19 protein-coding genes and 1 pseudogene are annotated in these 18,352 nt (G+C 56.2%); 14 read left to right on the plus strand and 6 right to left on the minus strand.

The annotated features are described in order from the left end of the window. The 6 genes from Y71_RS05535 to hycI are packed head-to-tail and all read left to right on the plus strand — an operon-like array spanning window position 1 to window position 4,830. The gene (locus Y71_RS05535) at window positions 1–927 is read left to right on the plus strand and encodes a respiratory chain complex I subunit 1 family protein (RefSeq protein WP_007370512.1); all 927 of its coding nucleotides are present in this window, start codon (window positions 1–3) and stop codon (window positions 925–927) included. Window positions 928–939: 12 nt separating this feature from the next. Beyond that, window positions 940–2,649 (plus strand): formate hydrogenlyase subunit HycE, encoded by a 1,710-nt coding sequence (gene hycE, locus Y71_RS05540; protein WP_007370513.1) that lies wholly within the window; start codon window positions 940–942, stop codon window positions 2,647–2,649. Between the two features lie 16 nt (window positions 2,650–2,665). Then, window positions 2,666–3,208, plus strand: a complete 543-nt coding sequence (locus tag Y71_RS05545) for a formate hydrogenlyase complex iron-sulfur subunit (RefSeq protein ID WP_007370514.1) — start codon at window positions 2,666–2,668, stop codon at window positions 3,206–3,208. Next, window positions 3,208–3,972, plus strand: coding sequence for an NADH-quinone oxidoreductase subunit B family protein (locus tag Y71_RS05550; protein WP_007370515.1), 765 nt, complete (start codon window positions 3,208–3,210; stop codon window positions 3,970–3,972). Before Y71_RS05545 ends, Y71_RS05550 begins: the two co-directional genes overlap by 1 nt. After that, window positions 3,972–4,382 (plus strand): formate hydrogenlyase maturation HycH family protein, encoded by a 411-nt coding sequence (locus tag Y71_RS05555; protein WP_007370516.1) that lies wholly within the window; start codon window positions 3,972–3,974, stop codon window positions 4,380–4,382. The genes Y71_RS05550 and Y71_RS05555 overlap by 1 nt, the downstream gene beginning before the upstream one ends. Next, window positions 4,375–4,830, plus strand: a complete 456-nt coding sequence (gene hycI, locus Y71_RS05560) for a hydrogenase maturation peptidase HycI (protein ID WP_007370517.1) — start codon at window positions 4,375–4,377, stop codon at window positions 4,828–4,830. The genes Y71_RS05555 and hycI overlap by 8 nt, the downstream gene beginning before the upstream one ends. Before the next feature lie 25 nt (window positions 4,831–4,855). Here the strand turns inward: hycI and Y71_RS05565 are convergent, their stop codons facing one another. Together Y71_RS05565 and Y71_RS05570 are read right to left on the minus strand one after the other, a co-directional pair. Next, window positions 4,856–5,812, minus strand: a complete 957-nt coding sequence (locus Y71_RS05565; protein WP_007370518.1) for a sensor domain-containing diguanylate cyclase — start codon at window positions 5,810–5,812, stop codon at window positions 4,856–4,858. A gap of 58 nt (window positions 5,813–5,870) precedes the next feature. Next, on the minus strand, window positions 5,871–6,785 hold the full coding sequence (locus Y71_RS05570; RefSeq protein WP_007370519.1) for a LysR substrate-binding domain-containing protein: 915 nt from the start codon (window positions 6,783–6,785) through the stop codon (window positions 5,871–5,873). 97 nt (window positions 6,786–6,882) lie between these two features. Here Y71_RS05570 and Y71_RS05575 point away from each other — a divergent pair, with 97 nt between their 5' ends. Continuing rightward, window positions 6,883–7,743 carry an aldo/keto reductase family oxidoreductase gene (locus Y71_RS05575; protein ID WP_007370520.1) on the plus strand — a complete coding sequence of 287 codons (861 nt, stop codon included), beginning with the start codon at window positions 6,883–6,885 and terminating at the stop codon, window positions 7,741–7,743. 103 nt (window positions 7,744–7,846) lie between these two features. On the opposite strand, the gene Y71_RS05580 is transcribed toward Y71_RS05575, so the two are convergent. Together Y71_RS05580 and Y71_RS05585 are read right to left on the minus strand one after the other, a co-directional pair. Beyond that, window positions 7,847–8,842, minus strand: coding sequence for a LacI family DNA-binding transcriptional regulator (locus Y71_RS05580; protein WP_007370521.1), 996 nt, complete (start codon window positions 8,840–8,842; stop codon window positions 7,847–7,849). A 21-nt stretch (window positions 8,843–8,863) separates the two neighbouring features. Further along, window positions 8,864–10,729, minus strand: a complete 1,866-nt coding sequence (locus Y71_RS05585) for a beta-glucoside-specific PTS transporter subunit IIABC (protein WP_007370522.1) — start codon at window positions 10,727–10,729, stop codon at window positions 8,864–8,866. A gap of 259 nt (window positions 10,730–10,988) precedes the next feature. Here Y71_RS05585 and Y71_RS05590 point away from each other — a divergent pair. The 5 genes and pseudogenes from Y71_RS05590 to Y71_RS05610 all read left to right on the plus strand — a co-directional run bounded on the left by Y71_RS05590 (window position 10,989) and on the right by Y71_RS05610 (window position 13,227). Then, window positions 10,989–11,349: pseudogene (locus Y71_RS05590) on the plus strand (type II toxin-antitoxin system RelE/ParE family toxin). Further along, a complete protein-coding gene (locus Y71_RS05595) occupies window positions 11,337–11,636 on the plus strand; it encodes a helix-turn-helix domain-containing protein (protein ID WP_007370525.1) in 300 nt (99 codons plus the stop codon). Before Y71_RS05590 ends, Y71_RS05595 begins: the two are co-directional and overlap by 13 nt. A 181-nt stretch (window positions 11,637–11,817) precedes the next feature. Further along, window positions 11,818–12,141 (plus strand): antibiotic biosynthesis monooxygenase family protein, encoded by a 324-nt coding sequence (locus Y71_RS05600; protein WP_007370526.1) that lies wholly within the window; start codon window positions 11,818–11,820, stop codon window positions 12,139–12,141. Beyond that, window positions 12,134–12,523: a hypothetical protein gene (locus Y71_RS05605; protein ID WP_007370527.1), complete on the plus strand. Its 390-nt coding sequence runs from the start codon at window positions 12,134–12,136 to the stop codon at window positions 12,521–12,523. The genes Y71_RS05600 and Y71_RS05605 overlap by 8 nt, the downstream gene beginning before the upstream one ends. Then, window positions 12,520–13,227: an ArsR/SmtB family transcription factor gene (locus Y71_RS05610; protein WP_007370528.1), complete on the plus strand. Its 708-nt coding sequence runs from the start codon at window positions 12,520–12,522 to the stop codon at window positions 13,225–13,227. Before Y71_RS05605 ends, Y71_RS05610 begins: the two co-directional genes overlap by 4 nt. Window positions 13,228–13,479: 252 nt before the next feature. Here the strand turns inward: Y71_RS05610 and Y71_RS05615 are convergent, their stop codons facing one another. After that, the gene (locus Y71_RS05615) at window positions 13,480–14,904 is read right to left on the minus strand and encodes a 6-phospho-beta-glucosidase (RefSeq protein WP_007370529.1); all 1,425 of its coding nucleotides are present in this window, start codon (window positions 14,902–14,904) and stop codon (window positions 13,480–13,482) included. 21 nt (window positions 14,905–14,925) lie between these two features. After that, the gene (ascF, locus tag Y71_RS05620; protein ID WP_007370530.1) at window positions 14,926–16,368 is read right to left on the minus strand and encodes a PTS cellobiose/arbutin/salicin transporter subunit IIBC; all 1,443 of its coding nucleotides are present in this window, start codon (window positions 16,366–16,368) and stop codon (window positions 14,926–14,928) included. A gap of 263 nt (window positions 16,369–16,631) precedes the next feature. Here ascF and Y71_RS05625 point away from each other — a divergent pair, with 263 nt between their 5' ends. Together Y71_RS05625 and hydN are read left to right on the plus strand one after the other, a co-directional pair. After that, entirely contained in the window at window positions 16,632–17,645 is a 1,014-nt protein-coding gene (locus tag Y71_RS05625; RefSeq protein ID WP_007370531.1) for a LacI family DNA-binding transcriptional regulator, read from the plus strand. A 144-nt stretch (window positions 17,646–17,789) separates the two neighbouring features. Then, window positions 17,790–18,335, plus strand: coding sequence for an electron transport protein HydN (gene hydN / locus Y71_RS05630; protein ID WP_007370532.1), 546 nt, complete (start codon window positions 17,790–17,792; stop codon window positions 18,333–18,335). The last annotated feature ends 17 nt before the right edge of the window (window positions 18,336–18,352 follow it).

An 18,352-nucleotide genomic window follows, 5' to 3' on the forward strand; every position in this document is an offset into this window, starting at 1 on the left:
ATGAATTTTCTGTATGCGTTATTGCAGGCGCTGGTGCTGTTTGCCTTTGCGCCGCTGCTGTCCGGTATCAGCCGCGTGGCGCGCGCCCGGTTGCACAATCGCCGTGGGCCTGGCGTGCTGCAAGAGTACCGCGACCTGGTCAAATTGCTGGGCCGCCAGAGTATTGCGCCTGCAGCGTCCGGCTGGGTGTTTCGCCTGATGCCGTTTGTGATGGTGGGCGTGATGCTGACCATTGCGACGGCTTTGCCGGTGGTCACCATTAACTCGCCGCAGCCTTTGCTGGGCGATTTGATCACCCTGATCTATCTGTTCGCCATTGCCCGCTTCTTCTTTGCTATTGCCGGGCTGGATACCGGTAGCCCGTTTACCGGCATCGGCGCCAGCCGCGAAGCGATGCTGGGCGTGCTGGTCGAGCCGATTTTGCTGCTCGGTTTGTGGGTGGCGGCGCTGGTCGCAGGTTCCACTCATATCAGCCATATCACCGACACCGTTTACCACTGGCCGCGCGCGGCTTCAATCCCGCTGTTTCTGGCGCTCTGCGCCTGCGCGTTCGCCACCTTTATCGAAATGGGCAAACTGCCGTTTGATCTTGCGGAAGCGGAGCAGGAGTTGCAGGAAGGGCCGCTGTCGGAGTACAGCGGCAGCGGCTTTGCGCTGCTGAAGTGGGGCATCAGCTTAAAACAGCTGGTGGTGCTGCAAATGTTTGTCGGCGTCTTTCTGCCGTGGGGGCAGATGAGCAGCTTCAGCGCGGCGGGTCTGCTGCTGGCGCTGGTGGTGGCGGTGGTGAAATTAATTGTTGGCGTACTGGTGATTGCCCTGTTTGAAAACAGCATGGCGCGCCTGCGTTTTGCTGCCACGTCACGCGTCACCTGGGCCGGGTTCGGCGTTGCCTTTTTAGCGTTCGTCTCCTTACTGGCGACGTATTAAGAGAGTTTATGCATGTCTGAAGAAAAAATCGGTCAACACTATCTGGCTGCGCTGCACGAGAAATTTCCCGGCGTAGTGCTGGATGAAGCGTGGCAGACCAAAGACCAAATCACCCTTACCGTGAAAGTGAACTACCTGCCGGAGGTGGTGGAGTTTCTTTACTACCAGCAGGGCGGCTGGCTGTCGGTGCTGTTTGGTAACGACGAGCGCAAGCTGAACGGTCACTTTGCCGTTTACTACGTGCTGTCGATGGAGCAGGGCGTCAAATGCTGGATAACGGTGCGCGTTGAAGTCGATGCGCTGAAACCGGAGTATCCATCCGTGACGCCGCGCGTGCCTGCGGCCGTGTGGGGCGAGCGCGAAGTGCGTGATATGTATGGCCTGGTGCCGGTCGGTTTGCCGGATGAGCGACGCCTGGTGCTGCCGGATGACTGGCCGGACGAACTCTATCCGCTGCGTAAAGACAGCATGGATTATCGCCAGCGTCCCGCACCGACCACCGACGCGGAAACTTATGAATTCATCAACGAGCTGGGCGACAAGAAAAACAATGTGGTGCCAATTGGCCCGCTGCACGTTACGTCGGATGAACCGGGCCACTTCCGCCTGTTTGTGGATGGCGAGAATATTGTCGATGCCGACTACCGCATGTTCTATGTGCATCGCGGGATGGAGAAACTGGCGGAAACCCGCATGGGTTACAACGAAGTCACCTTTCTCTCGGATCGCGTGTGCGGCATCTGCGGGTTTGCCCACAGTACCGCTTACACCACCTCGGTAGAGAACGCGATGGGCATCGTGGTGCCGGAACGCGCGCAGATGATCCGTGCCATTCTGCTGGAGGTGGAACGTCTGCACTCGCACCTGTTAAACCTCGGTCTGGCTTGCCACTTTGTCGGTTTTGACTCCGGATTTATGCAGTTTTTCCGCGTGCGTGAAACGTCAATGAAGATGGCGGAAATTCTTACCGGGGCGCGTAAAACCTACGGTCTGAACCTGATCGGTGGCATTCGCCGCGACATGCTGAAAGACGATATGGTGCAGACGCGCGCGCTGGTGCAGCAGATGCGCCGCGATGTGATGGAGCTGGTTGATGTGCTGATGAGCACGCCGAATATCGAGCAGCGCACCGTGGGTATTGGCCGTCTTGATCCGCAAATCGCCCGCGATTTCAGTAACGTCGGCCCGATGGTGCGCGCCAGCGGTCACGCCCGCGATACCCGCGCCGATCACCCGTTTGCCGGTTACGGCCTGTTGCCAATGACCGTGCACAGCGAGCAGGGTTGCGATGTCATTTCCCGCCTGAAAGTGCGTATCAACGAAGTGCTGACCGCGCTGAACATGATCGATTTCGGTCTGGATAATCTGCCCGGCGGCCCGCTGATGGTTGAAGGCTTTACCTACATTCCGCACCGTTTTGCCCTTGGTTTTGCCGAAGCGCCGCGCGGGGATGATATCCACTGGAGTATGACCGGCGACAACCAGAAGCTCTATCGCTGGCGTTGCCGTGCGGCGACCTACGCCAACTGGCCAACGCTGCGCTATATGCTGCGCGGCAACACCGTTTCTGATGCGCCGCTGATTATTGGCAGCCTCGATCCTTGCTACTCCTGCACCGACCGCATGACGGTGGTGGATGTGCGCAAGAAGAAAAGCAAGGTCGTGCCGTACAAAGAGCTGGAGCGTTACGGGATCGAGCGTAAAAACTCGCCGTTGAAATAGTGGGAGAACGCTAGCAATGTTTACCTTTATCAAAAAAGTGATCAAAACCGGGACGGCAACCAGCGCGTATCCGCTTGCGCCGATGCCGGTGGATAAAAACTTCCGCGGCAAACCGCAGCACAACCCGCAGCAGTGCATTGGCTGCGCGGCGTGCGTCAATGCCTGCCCGTCGAACGCGCTGACGGTGGAAACCGATCTTGCGACCGGCGAACTGGCCTGGCAGTTTAATCTCGGGCGCTGCATTTTCTGCGCCCGCTGCGAAGAAGTGTGCCCAACGGCGGCGATTAAGCTCTCTCAGGAGTACGAACTGGCGGTGTGGAGCAAAGCCGATTTTCTGCAACAGTCGCGCTACGAGCTGTGCCAGTGCCGCGAATGCGCGCGGCCTTTTGCGGTGCAGAAAGAGATCGATTACGCCATTGCGCTGCTGGCGCATAACGGGGATACCCGCGCAGAGCAGCACCGCGCCAGCTTTGAGACCTGCCCGGATTGCAAACGCCAGAAATGCCTGGTGTCGTCCGACCGCGTCGAATTGACCCGCCATATGAGAGAGGCCAGCTAATGAGCCAGCTAATAGGTCCGCGTGATGCGGATGGTATTCCGGTGCCGATGACGGTGGAGGAATCCATCGCCAGTATGAAAGCCTCGCTGTTGAATAAAATCAAACGCTCCGCTTACGTTTATCGTGTGGATTGCGGCGGCTGCAATGGCTGTGAGATCGAGATTTTCGCGACGCTTTCGCCGCTGTTCGATGCAGAACGCTTCGGCATTAAGGTCGTACCTTCACCGCGCCACGCCGACATTCTGCTGTTTACCGGCGCCGTCACCCGCGCGATGCGTTCACCGGCGCTGCGCGCCTGGCAATCTGCGCCGGATCCCAAAATCTGTATCTCCTACGGCGCATGCGGTAACAGCGGTGGTATCTTCCACGACCTGTACTGTGTCTGGGGCGGCACGGATAAAATCGTTCCGGTGGATGTCTATATTCCCGGCTGCCCGCCGACGCCTGCCGCCACGCTGTATGGTTTTGCTATGGCGCTGGGGCTGCTGGAGCAGAAAATTCATGCCCGTCTGCCCGGCGAACAGGACGATCAACCGGCAGAGATCCTGCATCCGACTATGGTGCAGCCGCTGCGGGTGAAAGTGGATCGCACCGCACGTCGCCTCGCGGGTTACCGCTATGGCCGCCAGATTGCCGATGATTACCTGCGCTTGCGCAGCGTCGGCGAACATGAAGTGGTGCGCTGGTTAGCGCAGGAGAACGATCCGCGTCTGACCGAAATTGTCAGCCACCTTAATCAGGTGGTGCAGGAGGCGAAAATCTGATGAGCGAGACGGTGGCCTTTAGCCAGCTGCGGCGGAAATTTGTCGATGAGAATGATGCCACGCCGCCGCAGGCGCAGCAGGTGGTCTATTACTCTCTGGCGATTGGTCACCATCTTGGCGTGATCGATTGCCTGGAAACGGCGCTTTCCTGCCCTTGGGAGGCTTATCTGGCGTGGATCGGCACGCTGGAGAGCGGCAGTGAAGCGCGGCGAAAAATGGAAGGCGTGCCGCGTTACGGCGAGATTGTTATCGACAGCACGCACGTGATGATGCTGGCCAACGCCTTTGACCGGGCGTTGGCCGGGCAGAATGAACAGCAGCAGGCCTGGAGCAGGGCGCTGCTGTCGATGTTGCACGACATTCATCAGGAAAGCGCTATCTATTTGATGGTAAGGAGATTACGTGACTGACGTATTACTTTGCGTGGGCAACAGCATGATGGGCGACGATGGCGCAGGCCCGTTGCTGGCGCAGATGTGCGCGGAAAACCCGCAGGGAAACTGGCGCGTGATCGACGGCGGCAGCGCACCGGAAAACGACGTGGTGGCGATCCGCGAGCTGCGCCCGACGCGGTTGCTGATTGTGGATGCTACCGATATGGGGCTGAACCCCGGCGAGATGCGCATTGTCGATCCCGATGACATCGCGGAGATGTTCCTGATGACCACTCACAATATGCCGCTCAACTATCTGATCGATCAGTTGAAAGAGGATATTGGCGAGGTGATTTTTCTTGGCATTCAGCCCGATATTGTCGGCTTTTACTACCCGATGACGCCGCCAGTGAAAGCGGCGGTAGAAACAATTTACCAGCGGCTGGCTGGCTGGGAAGGCAACGGCGGGTTCGAGCCGCTATAAACAGCGCCGGGTTTCCGGCGCTGTATTAACGACGGCGTTTTTCCGAGTACATCACCTTATCGCAATCTTCCAGCATGCCGCGCAGCGTGGTGTACTTATCGCCGCCGTTTTCAATAATCCCGTGCGAGTAGTTGATGTGATAATTCTTGCCGGAAAGATGGTCGATGGCATCGATGCGTGATTGCAGATCGAAGAGAAACGCATCAGCATTGTGAGTCGGCGTGTTCGCCAGTAGTACCGCAAACTCACCTCCGCTAAGCCGGGCGGCGATATCCTGATCTTTCAGGCATTTTGTCATATTGCTGGCGAAGATTTTTACCACCTCGTCGCCCTCTTTATTCCCCAGCAATTCATTGATCGATTTCAGATTGTCGATGCTGAAATAGAGCAGACTGAGATCTTTTTTATGCTCTTTGAGCCAGGCAAAACGTTTTTCGCCGGAGCGGTAAAAGCCACGGCTGTTGGGCATGCCGGTCAGCAAATCGGTCATTGCCATGCTGAGGATCAGAAACTCATCTTCCACAATGGCGGCGAAATCGAGCAGGGTATTGATTTCCGCACTGGAAAACGGGCGCGGATAGGTATCGATGACGCAGATGGTTCCGGCAATTGCGCCGTCCGGCAGTCGCACCGGGCAACCCGCATAAAATCGCACCCACGGCTCGCCAACGACAAACGGGTTTTCGGCAAAGCGCGGATCGGCAAGGGTATCTTTGACAATAAACACGCCCTCTTCGAGGATCGCGTGCGCGCAGAACGACAGATTGCGCGGCGTTTCGTGGGTATCGATGCCGCTGCGCGACAGCAACCACTGACGATCGCGATCGAGCAGGCTTATCACTGCGATGGGGACATCAAAGGTAGTCTTTGCCGTGCGGGTGAGCCGGTCAAAACGTTCATCATCCTTTTTATCCAGAAGATCCATCATATACAAAGACTTAAGCCGCTCTCTTTCATTGACTGGCATGGCCGGGAAGATCATAGGGCATCCTCGATTTTCTTTGTTTTCTCAAGTGTAGACAGATCTTCCCATCATTGCGTTATATATCCGTGGTTTGCCCCTGCGCGCGGATAAAATTGATAAATGCCTGTAATGGCGCAGGGATTAAGCGCCGCGAATTGTAATAGAGCCACGGGCCGCTAAATGATTGCCACCAGGGTTCCAGCAATGGCGTCAGCGCGCCGCTTTCGAACGACGGGCGCAGCCACTCTTCAAACAGATAGATGATGCCGCTACCGGCAATCGCTGCCTGCACCGCCAGATCCACCGCGCTGCCGACGCTGACCACCAGTGAACCATTCACCTGAATGCGCAGGGTTTCACCCTCGCGGGTAAATTCCCACTCCGGCATTACGCCGCTGGCGTAGCGCCCGCGAATGCAGTTGTGGCTAATCAGATCGCGCGGGTGCTGCGGCAGGCCGTAACGCTGCAAATAGGCCGGTGCCGCCGCTGCGGCAAAACGCTGACGGCGCGGGCCGATGGGCAGCGCCACCATATCCTGTTCCAGGCTTTCGTCGTAACGGATCCCCGCATCGCAATTGTCGCGAAACACATCCTGTACGTTGCTTTCGGCGACGATCTCCAGGCGAATGTCCGGGTATTGCGCCAGAAAAGGGGGGACGATGGTGGGCAGAACCAGCCGTGCCGCGCTGACCGGGACATTCAAACGCAGCGTGCCGCTCGGCGTGGTGCGATAGCGGTTGATGGCGTCCAGCGCGGCATTCACTTCGCTCATTGCCGGTTGCAGGCGCTCCATCAGCGCTCTGCCTGCCTCGGTCAGCGCCACGGTACGGGTGGTGCGGTTAAACAGCCGTACGCCGAGTTGCTGCTCGGCGCGGCGCACCGCGTCGCTCAGGCGGGAGGGGTTGGAACCGGTCACGCGCGCGGCTTCACGGAAGCCTCCGGCGTTGGCGACCGCGACAATGGCATTTAACAGGGCGAAATCCAGCTTCATTGTTCGGTTAACCGTACAGTGTGTATTAATTTTGCTGGATTGTTGCACAGCCGTACAGCTCCTACAATCGGGTTACTTAACGCACAGGAGGTTTTCCATGTCTCAATCCACACTTACTTATCGTCTTGGCGATCGTCAGGTTGGTCGTCTGGGTTACGGTGCGATGCAACTGGCTGGCCCTGGCGTGTTTGGTCCGCCCGCGGACGAAGCAAAGGCGCTGGCGGTATTGCGCGATGCTATTGCTGCCGGGGTGAATCATATCGACACCAGTGATTTTTATGGTCCGCATGTCACCAATAAATTGATTAAACAGGCGCTGCATCCTTATCCGGACGACTTATGCATCGTCACCAAAGTCGGCGCGCGTCGTGATGATAAAGCCAACTGGCTGCCCGCATTCAGCGCCGAAGAGTTGACCCGTGCGGTGGAAGATAATCTGCGTCACCTCGGTCTGGAGACGATAGAGGTGGTCAACCTGCGTTCGATGTTTGGTGTGCACGAGCCGGAAGAGGGGCCGCTCGAAGCGCCGCTGGAGGCGTTGATCAAACTGAAAGAGCGCGGGCTGATCCGCCATATCGGGCTGAGCAACGTTACAGCGAAGCAGGTGGCCGACGCGCAGAAAATGACGCCCATTGTCTGCGTGCAGAACCTGTATAACGTGGCGATCCGTAAGGATGATGCGCTGGTGGATAGCCTGAACGCGCAGGGCATTGCCTTCGTGCCGTTCTTCCCGCTGGGCGGTTTCACGCCGTTGCAATCCGGTGAGCTGAACGAGGTGGCGCAATCGCTTAACGCCACGCCGATGCAGGTGGCGCTGGCGTGGCTGTTGCAGCGTTCGCCGAATATCCTGCTGATCCCCGGTACGTCGTCGCCGCAGCATTTACAGGAAAACATGGCGAGCGCGAACCTCGTGCTGCCGCCGGAAGCGCTGGAAAAACTCAACGGCATTGGCGCGTAGCTTCTGCGCCGGATGGTTGCCCCGATCGGGCCTGTGGGATCGCATCGGTTCATAGGCCCGATAAAGCATCGCCGCCATCCGGCAATCAGCCGCCACAGAGCCATTATTTGGGGGGCGCCACCGACTCGCGGCGCACCAGTTCACCTTCGTGTGAACGGGCCGCGTGCTCGCCTGGCGTCAACAGAATGTCGATGGCGTGACGGATCATCGCCTCCATCGGCACATGAATGGTGGTGAGCGACGGGTTGTAATACTTGCCGAGCACCGAATCGTCAAACCCGGCCAGCGACACATCCTGCGGCAGGCGCAGCCCCGCTTCCAGACAGGCTTTCGCCACACCAATCGCCATATCGTCATTGCCCGCGAGGATGCAGGTAAACGGCACCTTGCGCGCTAACAGTTCACGCCCTGCGGCATAACCACTGTCGGTAGACCATGCGCCATGTACCAGCAGTTGCGGGTCTGGCTCAATACCGGCGCGGCGCAGCGCCTGCTGGTAGCCCGCCAGGCGTTTTTCCCCGGTTGGCGAACCTGCTGCTCCGGCAACAAAAGCAATACGCGTATGCCCCTGCGCTAACAGGTGGGCCATCATCGTTTCACAACTTTGTTGATGATCGACAAACACGCACTGATTGCGGTGGCGGGAGAGTTCACGGTTGATGACGACGATGGGCGTCTGGCTGTTATCGATAATAGCGTCCAGCTCATCGACCGTCAGGTATTTGGGGTAAATCATGATCGCTTCACAGCGCAGCGACATCAGCAGATCGATAGCGTCGCGCTCTTCCTGTGCGCTGTGTTTACCGTCTGCCAGCACCAGTTGTCGGCCATGTATTTCACTGTTGGTCGCCGCGTGGTAAGTCAGGCTGGCGAAAAACGGGCCGTTATACAGCCCGTTGGTGATCACCAGCCCCACTGAGTTGGTCTTATTATTGGCAAGATTGCGCGCCAGCTGGTTGGGGCGATAACCCGTTTCGGCAATGGCCTGGAAAATGCGTTCCTTCACTTCCTCACGGACAAAAACTTTGCCATTTAGCGCGCGCGATACCGTCGCTTTCGATACGCCAGCCAGCCTGGCGACATCCAGTATCGTTACCATTTTTCGACCTCACTCTTGTTATTATGCTGGCTGCGCTCCTGTCTCCAGCGACATCAGCGGCATACCGGGGCTGACAGCACCCTGCGACTGATGGCGAGTCAGCGTAAATTCATCACTGTTCACCACCAGCACCGGCGTGGTCAGATCGTAACCCGCCTGCTCAATGCGCGCTTTATCGAACTCCAGCAGCGGCGTGCCAGCGGTGACTCTGTCGCCCTCTTTTACCAGCGGCGTAAAGTATTGACCCTGAAGGTTAACGGTATTCAGACCAACATGGATCAGTAATTCTGCGCCATTATCACATATCAGGCCGATAGCGTGATGCGTGTCAATTAATGTGGCGACCTGCGCATCACACGGGGCGACCACTTTACCTTCGTGAGGAACGATCGCCACACCATCGCCGAGCACTTTCCCGGCAAAGGCTTCATCGGGCACGTTTTCCAGTGCGATCACTTCGCCTTTAATCGGGCTGAGCATCTGTAATGAACCGACCTTCAGCGGTGCGGGTTCAGCGCTTTCCTGCGGATCTTCAAAACCGACAAACTGCACCATCACAATAGTCAGCACAATCGCGGTGCCTGCGCCAACCAGTTCGCCAATAAACGACATTGGCGCATCCGGGCTAATGGCATTCACCAGCGTGAACAGGCCGGGCAGCGCCGCATAAGCGTAGTAGAGGCTGCCAAACAGGCTGGCGACCACTGCGCCGATTGCTCCGCCAATACAGCCGCAGATAAACGGTTTTTTAAAGCGCAGCGTCACACCGTAAATGGCCGGTTCTGTGATGCCGAAAATGGCGGTAACACCCGCAGAAAGCGAGGTGGCTTTTAGCGCTTTATTGCGGCTTTTGATAAACACGCCAAACACGGCGGCCATCTGGCCAATCACCGCGATGGTCTGGTAAGCCTGGAATGAGTCATAACCCTGGGTATCGAAGTTCGCCATGATCACCGGCGTGATCCCCCAGTGAACGCCAAAAATGACGATCACCTGCCATACGCCGCCAATGATCGCCGCGGCAACGGCCGGAGCGGCATGGAACAGTGTGTTATAGCCATGAGCAACGCCCAGCGCGGCCCAACTGGTAATCGGCCCAATCACTACCAGCGTCAGCGGCACGATCACCACAAAACAGAGAAGCGGCGTAAACAGCGGGCTTATCACTTCCGGCAGCCATTTTTCGACGCGGCGTTCAAACCAGGAGAGCGCCCAGACAAGGAACAGTGGCGGCAGCACCGATGAGGTATAAACCGTTTCCGCCAGCGGGAAGAAGAGGAATTTCACTTCGCTACCGGCGGCGATTTTCCCGGCCAGTGCCGTCCACTCCGGGTTGATCAGCGCACAGCAGCAGAGCACGGCAATAAACGGATTACATTTAAAATGGCGCGCTGCGGTAATGGCGATAAACACCGGCAGAAAGGCAAACGGCGTCCAGGACATAAAGTTAAGAATGGCGAAGGTACCAGTGGTTTTGATATCCGCATCCGCGAGGCCCAGCAGAATCAGCAGCCCCTGCAAAATCCCGGCGGCGGCAAGAATATAGACAATCGGGGCAAACACCGCTGACATGGTGGCGATGACCGCGTCCAGCCAGCGTGTTTTCGGCTGCGCTGCACCACCGTCTTTCTCTTTCACCATGCCGCTCAGGGCGTTAAATACATCGGCGACATGGGTGCCAATGACCACCTGGAACTGACCGCCGCTCTCCACCACGGCGATAACGCCGGGCAGGCTCTGGATGCTGGCTTTCGCCGTGGCGGGCGTTTCGTTTAATACCAGACGCAGGCGGGTAGCGCAGCGGGAGAAGTTGTTGATGTTCTCTTCGCCACCCACCTCGCGCAGGATATCACTCGCTAACTTATTGTAATCCCTGATAACGGCCATTTTTATTTACCTTTTATTATCGGTGACTGAGTAGGTGTAACTGGGTGAAACCGGTTTCATGCTAACCTGGTCGGCTCGTCCTGCAACCGGTTTCATGGAAAACTGGGAGGGAAATCACGCCATAATATTGGGCAGGAGGCTTAACAGGCCGGGATTTAAAAGAACTATTAAGGTGTGGCCCATTGGATATAGGTTCTTGCAGTCATAGCCTTAAGGCTATAAAGTTGTGTCATAGCATTTAGGCTATGAGGGAACGGCAATGTGGAACGTAATAACGACGGAGCGTTTTGACGCATGGTTTAACAAACAAATTGAACCTTTACAGGATGAAGTCCTGGCGATCCTCAAAATATTGAGTGAATACGGTCCCCATCTCGGTCGGCCGTATGTGGATACTGAAGGGATCAACATTTTTGAATTTGAAGGAATTACGCATTCAATTTGCTGGCCATCCTGTTCGTGCATTTTTTGCTTTTGATCCAACCCGCCAGGCCATTGTGTTATGCGCAGGCGATAAAACAGGAAAAAATCAGAAGCGGTTTTATCAAGATATGATCAAACTTGCCGAAACCGAGTTAAGTCATCACCTGAAGAAAAAGGAGTTAACATGGCAACCTTAGATGAGATGCTAGCCAAACGAAGCCCGGAGAGCCTTGCGCGCATTGAATCTCGTGTCGATGAACTTCGCCGCGATATCGTATTAAGTCAGTTACGGGAAGCATTGAATCTTTCTCAAACTGAACTGGCAGCGGCAATGGGCGTGAAGCAACCTACGCTGGCCAAAATTGAGCAACCGGGTAACGATCCGCGCTTATCAACGCTTAAACGTTATGTCGCGGCCCTGGGCGGCGAATTGAGCATTGATGTCACTTTGCCGGGCGGTAAAAAGATCGTGTTTCAAATCTGAACAAACCCTCTTTCGTCAATTTCGCTGCGCCAGTCTGCAAAATCCGCAGGCTGGCATCATCACGCTCGTCGTCGTTTCGTACTGATCTGTTCCTCTCCCGTCACGCATATTTCGTTGCAGGCCGAAGCATGGTGTGCCGGGCTGCGTAAACTGGCGGCACATTCACTGATGGAGAGCACTGATGATCGCTGTACTGTTTGAAGCCGATGTCGCCGCTGGCAAGCAGGATCGCTACCTGCAATTAGCTGCGGAGCTCAAGCCGCAACTGGCAGAAATCGAGGGTTTTATCGCCATTGAACGCTTTCAGAGCCTGAGCACGGAAGGGAAGATTTTGTCCTTATCCTGGTGGCGGGATGAAGAGGCGGTACTGGCATGGAAGAGCAACGTCCTGCACCAGGCAGCGCAGGCGGAAGGACGGCGATCGATTTTCTCGTTTTACCGTATCCGTGTCGCGCAGGTTTTTCGCGATTATTCATCCGCAGCAGGGAAGACCGACCATGTATGATATTCACGTTATGCTTAATGAGGCGCCCGGCGGGCTGGCAGAACTGGGTGAAACGCTGGGTAAAAACGGTATTGGTCTGGAAGGCGGCGGCGTTTTCAGCATCGGGAGGGAAAGCCATGCCCATTTTCTGGTGGCCGACGGTGAACGTGCCCGTCAGGTTCTGGAGTCTGCCGGATTTACAGTGTGCAATGTAGCGCAGCCGGTGATCCGCAAACTAAAGCAGGAAAAACCCGGTGAGCTAGGCGCGATTGCCCGCACGATCGCGCAACATGGCATCACTATTCTTGTGCAGTACAGCGATCATGATAATCGCCTGATTCTGCTGACCGACAACGATCCGCTGACCCATGAGGTCACGCAACCCTGGAAGGGGGCGACATGAGTTTACCCGGTTTATCTGCGGCACACGGCAACACGCTGGCGCTGGAAGAGGCGCTTGCCGGTATTGCCAGTGCGATGGCCGATCCTTCGCGCTCGCGGATGCTTTGTGCGCTGATGGATGGACGGGCGTGGACGGCGACGGAGCTAAGCACCGTGGCGGATATTGCCCCTTCGACCGCCAGTGCCCACCTGAACCGGCTGTTAAATCATGGCCTGCTGGTCTGCGTTTCGCAGGGGCGGCACCGCTACTACCGGCTGGCGGGCAGTGATGTCGCTGCGCTGCTGGAAAATATGATGGGCGTGTCGATGCGCACAGGACGTACGCTGACCAGCCGAACGCCGCCGGAACTGCGGCAGGCACGCACCTGTTACGATCATCTTGCCGGTGAAATCGCGGTGGACATCTACGCGTTTTTGCAGCGTGAAGGCTGGATCACTGACGATGGCAGCGCGGTAACGAATGTCGGTAAACGGCAACTGGAAAAGATCGGCGTGACGCTCGATCCGCATACTCGCCGCAAGCCCTGTTGCGCGTGCCTGGACTGGAGCGAAAGGCGTTTCCATCTTGGCGGCGATGCGGGTGCCGCGCTACTTATCGCCTTCGAGCAGCAGGGCTGGCTGCGCAGAACGCCCGGCTACCGTGAAGTGACCATTACCGGGGAAGGCAAGACGGCGTTTTTAAGATTATTTGCTGTCGGGCTGTAATGCTGCCTTTGGCTGTAAAAAATGGTCGTCCGATTTTCGGTTGTGAGGGAGAGGCGGCAAACGCCACACTCATCGCACAACACAACCGGAGACGACCATGGATTTCATAACGCTTTATCATCAATCCTACTGGCCAATGTCCGGGATGGCACCGGCGCGCGGGCGGCACAACAAGCGGGATATCGGGTGTCTGGCAGGTAAGGCTGGCGTTTATCCGGCCTGCAGAGTCCGCAGGCCGGTTGCGTGACAAACTCAGTCGAGATCTTCGCCGTTGCTGGCGATCACTTTTTTATACCACCAGAATGACTTTTTCCGGCTGCGCGCCAGCGTGCCGTTGCCTGCATCGTCACGATCGACATAGACAAAACCGTAGCGCTTGCTCATCTCGCCGGTGGAAGCTGCCACCAGATCGATACAGCCCCAGGTGGTGTAACCGATAACCGGGATGCCGTCTTCAATGGCATCGCCCATTGCGCGGATATGTTCGCGCAGATAGCTGATGCGGTAATCGTCGACGATTTCGCCGTCGGCATTAAACTCATCTTTCGCGCCGAGGCCGTTTTCCACCAGGAACAGCGGTTTCTGGTAACGGTCATACATCATGTTCATGGTGATGCGCAGACCCAGCGGATCGATGCCCCAACCCCATTCGCTCACTTCAATATGCGGGTTACGCAGGGATTTCACGATATTGGCGGCGCTGGTGTTGTTGGCATTCATATCGGCCGAGGCGCAGCGTGAGGCGTAGTAGCTGAAGGAGACGAAATCGACGGTATTCTTCAGGATTTCGTCATCGCCCGCTTCTTTGACAATGCTGACGCCTTTTTCGCGGAACACGCGTGCAGAGTAGGCCGGGTAGCTGCCGCGCGCCTGTACATCAATAAAGAACAGGTTTTCGCGATCTTTTTCCAGCGCGGTCCACACATCGGCCGGTTTGCAGGAGTAAGGGTAGAAATTACCGCCCGCCAGCATGCAGCCCACCTGGTTTTGCGGGTTCACTTCATGAGCAATTTTGGTCGCCAGCGCGCTGGCAATCAGCTCATGATGCGCGGCCTGGTACTTCACCTGATCCTGATTTTCACCCTCTTCGAATACCAGGCCCGCGCCGGAGAACGGGCTGTGCAGCATGATGTTGATCTCATTGAAGGTCAGCCAGTATTTCACCAGCCCGTCGAACGCCTCAAAGCAGGTGCGCGCGTAGCGGGTGAAAAATTCCACCATTTTACGGTTGCGCCAGGAGCCGTACTCAATCACCAGATGCATCGGCACATCAAAGTGGCAAAGCGTCACCAGTGGCTCGATATTGTACTTTTTGCACTCTTCAAACACCGCGCGATAGAAGGCGATGCCTTCTGGATTTGGTGTCAGCTCATCGCCTTTCGGGTATAAACGGCTCCACGCGATAGAGGTGCGAAATACCGTAAAGCCCATCTCTGCCATCAGCGCGATATCTTCTTTATAACGATGGTAAAAATCGATCGCCTGATGGCTCGGATAATACTCATCGTCACGCAGTTGAAAGCGCTTTTCCTGGCCCAGTTTCACAGGCAGGCGGTTGACGCCGTGCGGGATCATATCGACGGTGGTCAGCCCCTTACCGCCCTCCAGATAACCCCCTTCCGACTGGTTGGCGGCAAGTGCGCCGCCCCATAAAAATCCTTGCGGAAATACTGACATGCGTAACCTCTTTTTTGTTAATCAGGCGCGTGCTTCTTTAACATTGACCGGCTGTGCTGCCTGCGGTTTGCTCGCGGTTTCCACCGGAATATCTTCAAAGCCCAACAGTAACGTCAGCACAAACGACAGCACCACGGCCAGCGCCATCACACCAAACACCCAGACGATGGACATTGGGTTGGCCGGGTCGAAGAACTGCACGCTGGTAAATAAGCCCGGCGCGGCCATCGAGTGGCTGGCCAGCCCGGCAATACCGGCAACCGCGCCGCAGATAAAGCCGCTAATCAGGCTGGCGATCAGCGGACGTTTCAGACGAACGGCCACACCGTAGAGCGCCGGTTCGGAAATCCCCGCCAGAATGGCGGAAGCCGCTGCCGCCATTGCTGTCTGGCGCAGTTCCGGGTTTTTCGTTTTCCACGCCACGGCGAGCGAAGAGCCGCCAAGCGACAGGTTCGCGCCAATTTCAGACGGCATGACCATGCCCTCTTTGCCGGTTTCGGCAATGGTCTGAATAATGGTCGGCGTAAAGACGCGGTGCATCCCGGTCATCACCAGCAGCGGCCACAGCGCGCCCATGATGGCGACGGAGAGCCAGCCGAGGTAACCGTGAATGGTATACACCAGCGCGGAGATGGCACTACCGATCCAGATGCCCAGCGGGCCAATCAGCACAATCGCCAGCGGCGCGGCAATCAGCACAATCAGCATCGGTTTAAGGAAGTTTTTCGTTACCGCCGGAGTGATGCGATCGACCCAGCGCTCGATATACGACAGACACCAGGTCATCACCAGCGCCGGAATCACCGTGTAGGTGTATTTCACCGCCGTTACCGGCACCAGCGCGAACTCAACGTGCTCACCCTGCGCGGCTTTCGCCATCAATTCAATAAAGCTCGGATGCACCAGCACGCCCGCAATGGCAATCGCCAGCGACATATTGGTTTTGAATTTCACCGCCGCAGATGCGGCAACCATCAGCGGCAGGAAGAAGAAGGCGCCATCGCCGATCACCGTCAAAATGGTCAGCGTCGAGGAGCCTTTCGGCAGTGCGCCGGTCATCTCCAGCACCATGGCCAGCAGTTTCACCATCGAGCCGCCGATGATCGCCGGAATAAGCGGCGACATGGTACCGATCAGCGCATCGAGAATGCCCGCGCCAATGCGCTTCAGCGTCAGTTTTTGCGTGGAAGGTTCTTCAACTGGCTGCATATCTTGCGGCAGCAGGCTGACCACTTCGCGGAAGGCCTGGGAGACGGTATTGCCGATAATCACCTGGCACTGTTTGTCGTTACGCACCACGCCCATCACGCCGCTGATGCTTTTCAGCGTCGGACTGTCCACGCGCGTTTCATCTTTCACCACAAAGCGCAGGCGCGTCATGCAGTGCGTGACGGCCGCGATATTTTCCGCGCCGCCCAGCGCATCGACCACCGAGTGGGCCAGCGCCGCATAATTCTTTGCCATGGAGTTATTATCCTGTTTTATCAATAAGGTACTGGCTCACAGCCGCGCCTGGCGGCTGTGAAACATGAAATAGGTAACCGGTTCCACAAAATCATGAAGAGTTTATTTGTGGTTAACAAGGCCTAGAAAGCGCCAATTTTTGAAATCGTGATAACGATCACTTATAAGATCGCGGGATGTGAAATCGTTGTGCGGCGTAAAGAGTTCCATTAAACGCAACGCCTGAAGTACACTTCGGCTCATAACATTTTCAGGGGGAAAAGATGGCGACAATGCTGGAGGTGGCGAAGCGGGCAGGCGTGTCGAAAGCGACGGTTTCCCGCGTTCTGACGGGCAAAGGATATGTCAGCGAAGAGACGAAAGACCGCGTATTTCAGGCCATTGCCGAAAGTGGCTATCGCCCGAATTTACTGGCCCGTAGCTTGGCGAGCAGTAAAACCCAGACGCTGGGGCTGGTGGTAACTAACACCCTCTACCACGGCGTTTATTTTAGTGAATTGCTGTTCCATGCTGCGCGAATGACCGAAGACAAAGGCCGTCAGTTACTGCTGGCCGACGGAAAACACAGCGCGGAAGAGGAGCGTCAGGCGATTCAATATCTGCTCGATTTACGCTGTGATGCGATCATTATTTATCCGCGTTTTTTGAGCGTCGATGAAATGGATAAAATTATCGACAGTCATTCGCAGCCAATAATGGTGCTTAACCGTCGTTTACGTAAAAACAGCAGCCACTGTGTTTATTCCGATCAAAAAGCCTCAAGCTTTAGCGCGGTGTCACAATTAATTTCTCATGGTCATCGTGATATTGCGTTTATTACCGGTTCACTCGATTCTCCGACCGGTATTGAACGTTTATCCGGGTATAAAGATGCGCTGGCGCAGCAGGGTATTGCGCTGCGTAATGAGTTGATTGTTGAAGGGAAATGGACGCCAGTTAGCGGCGCGCAGGGCGTACAGACACTCTTATCCCGGAACGTTGAATTTAGCGCACTGGTGGCAAGTAATGACGACATGGCGATTGGCGCAATTAAACAGTTACACGACAGCAAAATAACGGTGCCGCAGCAAGTTTCGGTGATTGGCTTCGATGATATTGCGATGGCGCCATTTACCGTTCCGGCACTTTCCAGCGTGAAAATACCGGTCACCGAAATGATCAAAGAGACGATCAACCGCTTAATCTTTATGCTCGATGGCGGCGACTTTACTTATCAGCAAACCTTTCCTGGCGAATTAATGTTACGTGACTCACTGATTTCCGGCCCGCACGCCTGACCTCGACATCTGTCATCGACAGAAGTGTCGATGACAGCCATCCTTACCGAATGCTTCTTTAAATTTCCTTAAATAACAGCAAATTAAAAACTGGCACGGTTTATGAATATTCCGGCGGGATAAAGCACATTGCCGGAGAAGATAATGAACCGATTTATCATGGCGGACGCTGCAAAATGCATTGGCTGCCGCACCTGCGAGGTCGCCTGTGTGGTGTCTCATCAGGAAAACCAGGACTGCGCGGCGCTCACGCCTGAGAGCTTTTTACCGCGTATCCATGTTGTCAAAGGCGTCAACGTCTCGACAGCGACACTCTGTCGTCAGTGCGAAGACGCGCCGTGTGCCAACGTCTGCCCGAACGGTGCCATTAGCCGTGACGAAGGGTTTGTGCATGTGATGCAGGAACGCTGCATTGGCTGCAAAACCTGCGTCGTGGCCTGCCCGTACGGTGCGATGGAAGTGGTTGTGCGTCCGGTTATTCGCCATAGCGGCGCAGGGCTGAATGTTCGCGCAGAAAAAGCCGAAGCCAACAAATGCGATTTGTGCCACCACAGTGAAAGCGGTCCCGCCTGTATGCAGGCATGTCCGACGAAAGCGCTGGTCTGTGTCGATCGTAATTTACTGGAACAGATGAGCGCGGAGAAACGTCGTCGCGCCGCGCTGGACAGCGCTGTTTCTCTGGTGTTCTAAACAATCTGACTTTCACT

Origin of the sequence: Kosakonia radicincitans DSM 16656 (assembly GCF_000280495.2) — a bacterium.
Lineage (GTDB): Bacteria > Pseudomonadota > Gammaproteobacteria > Enterobacterales > Enterobacteriaceae > Kosakonia > Kosakonia radicincitans.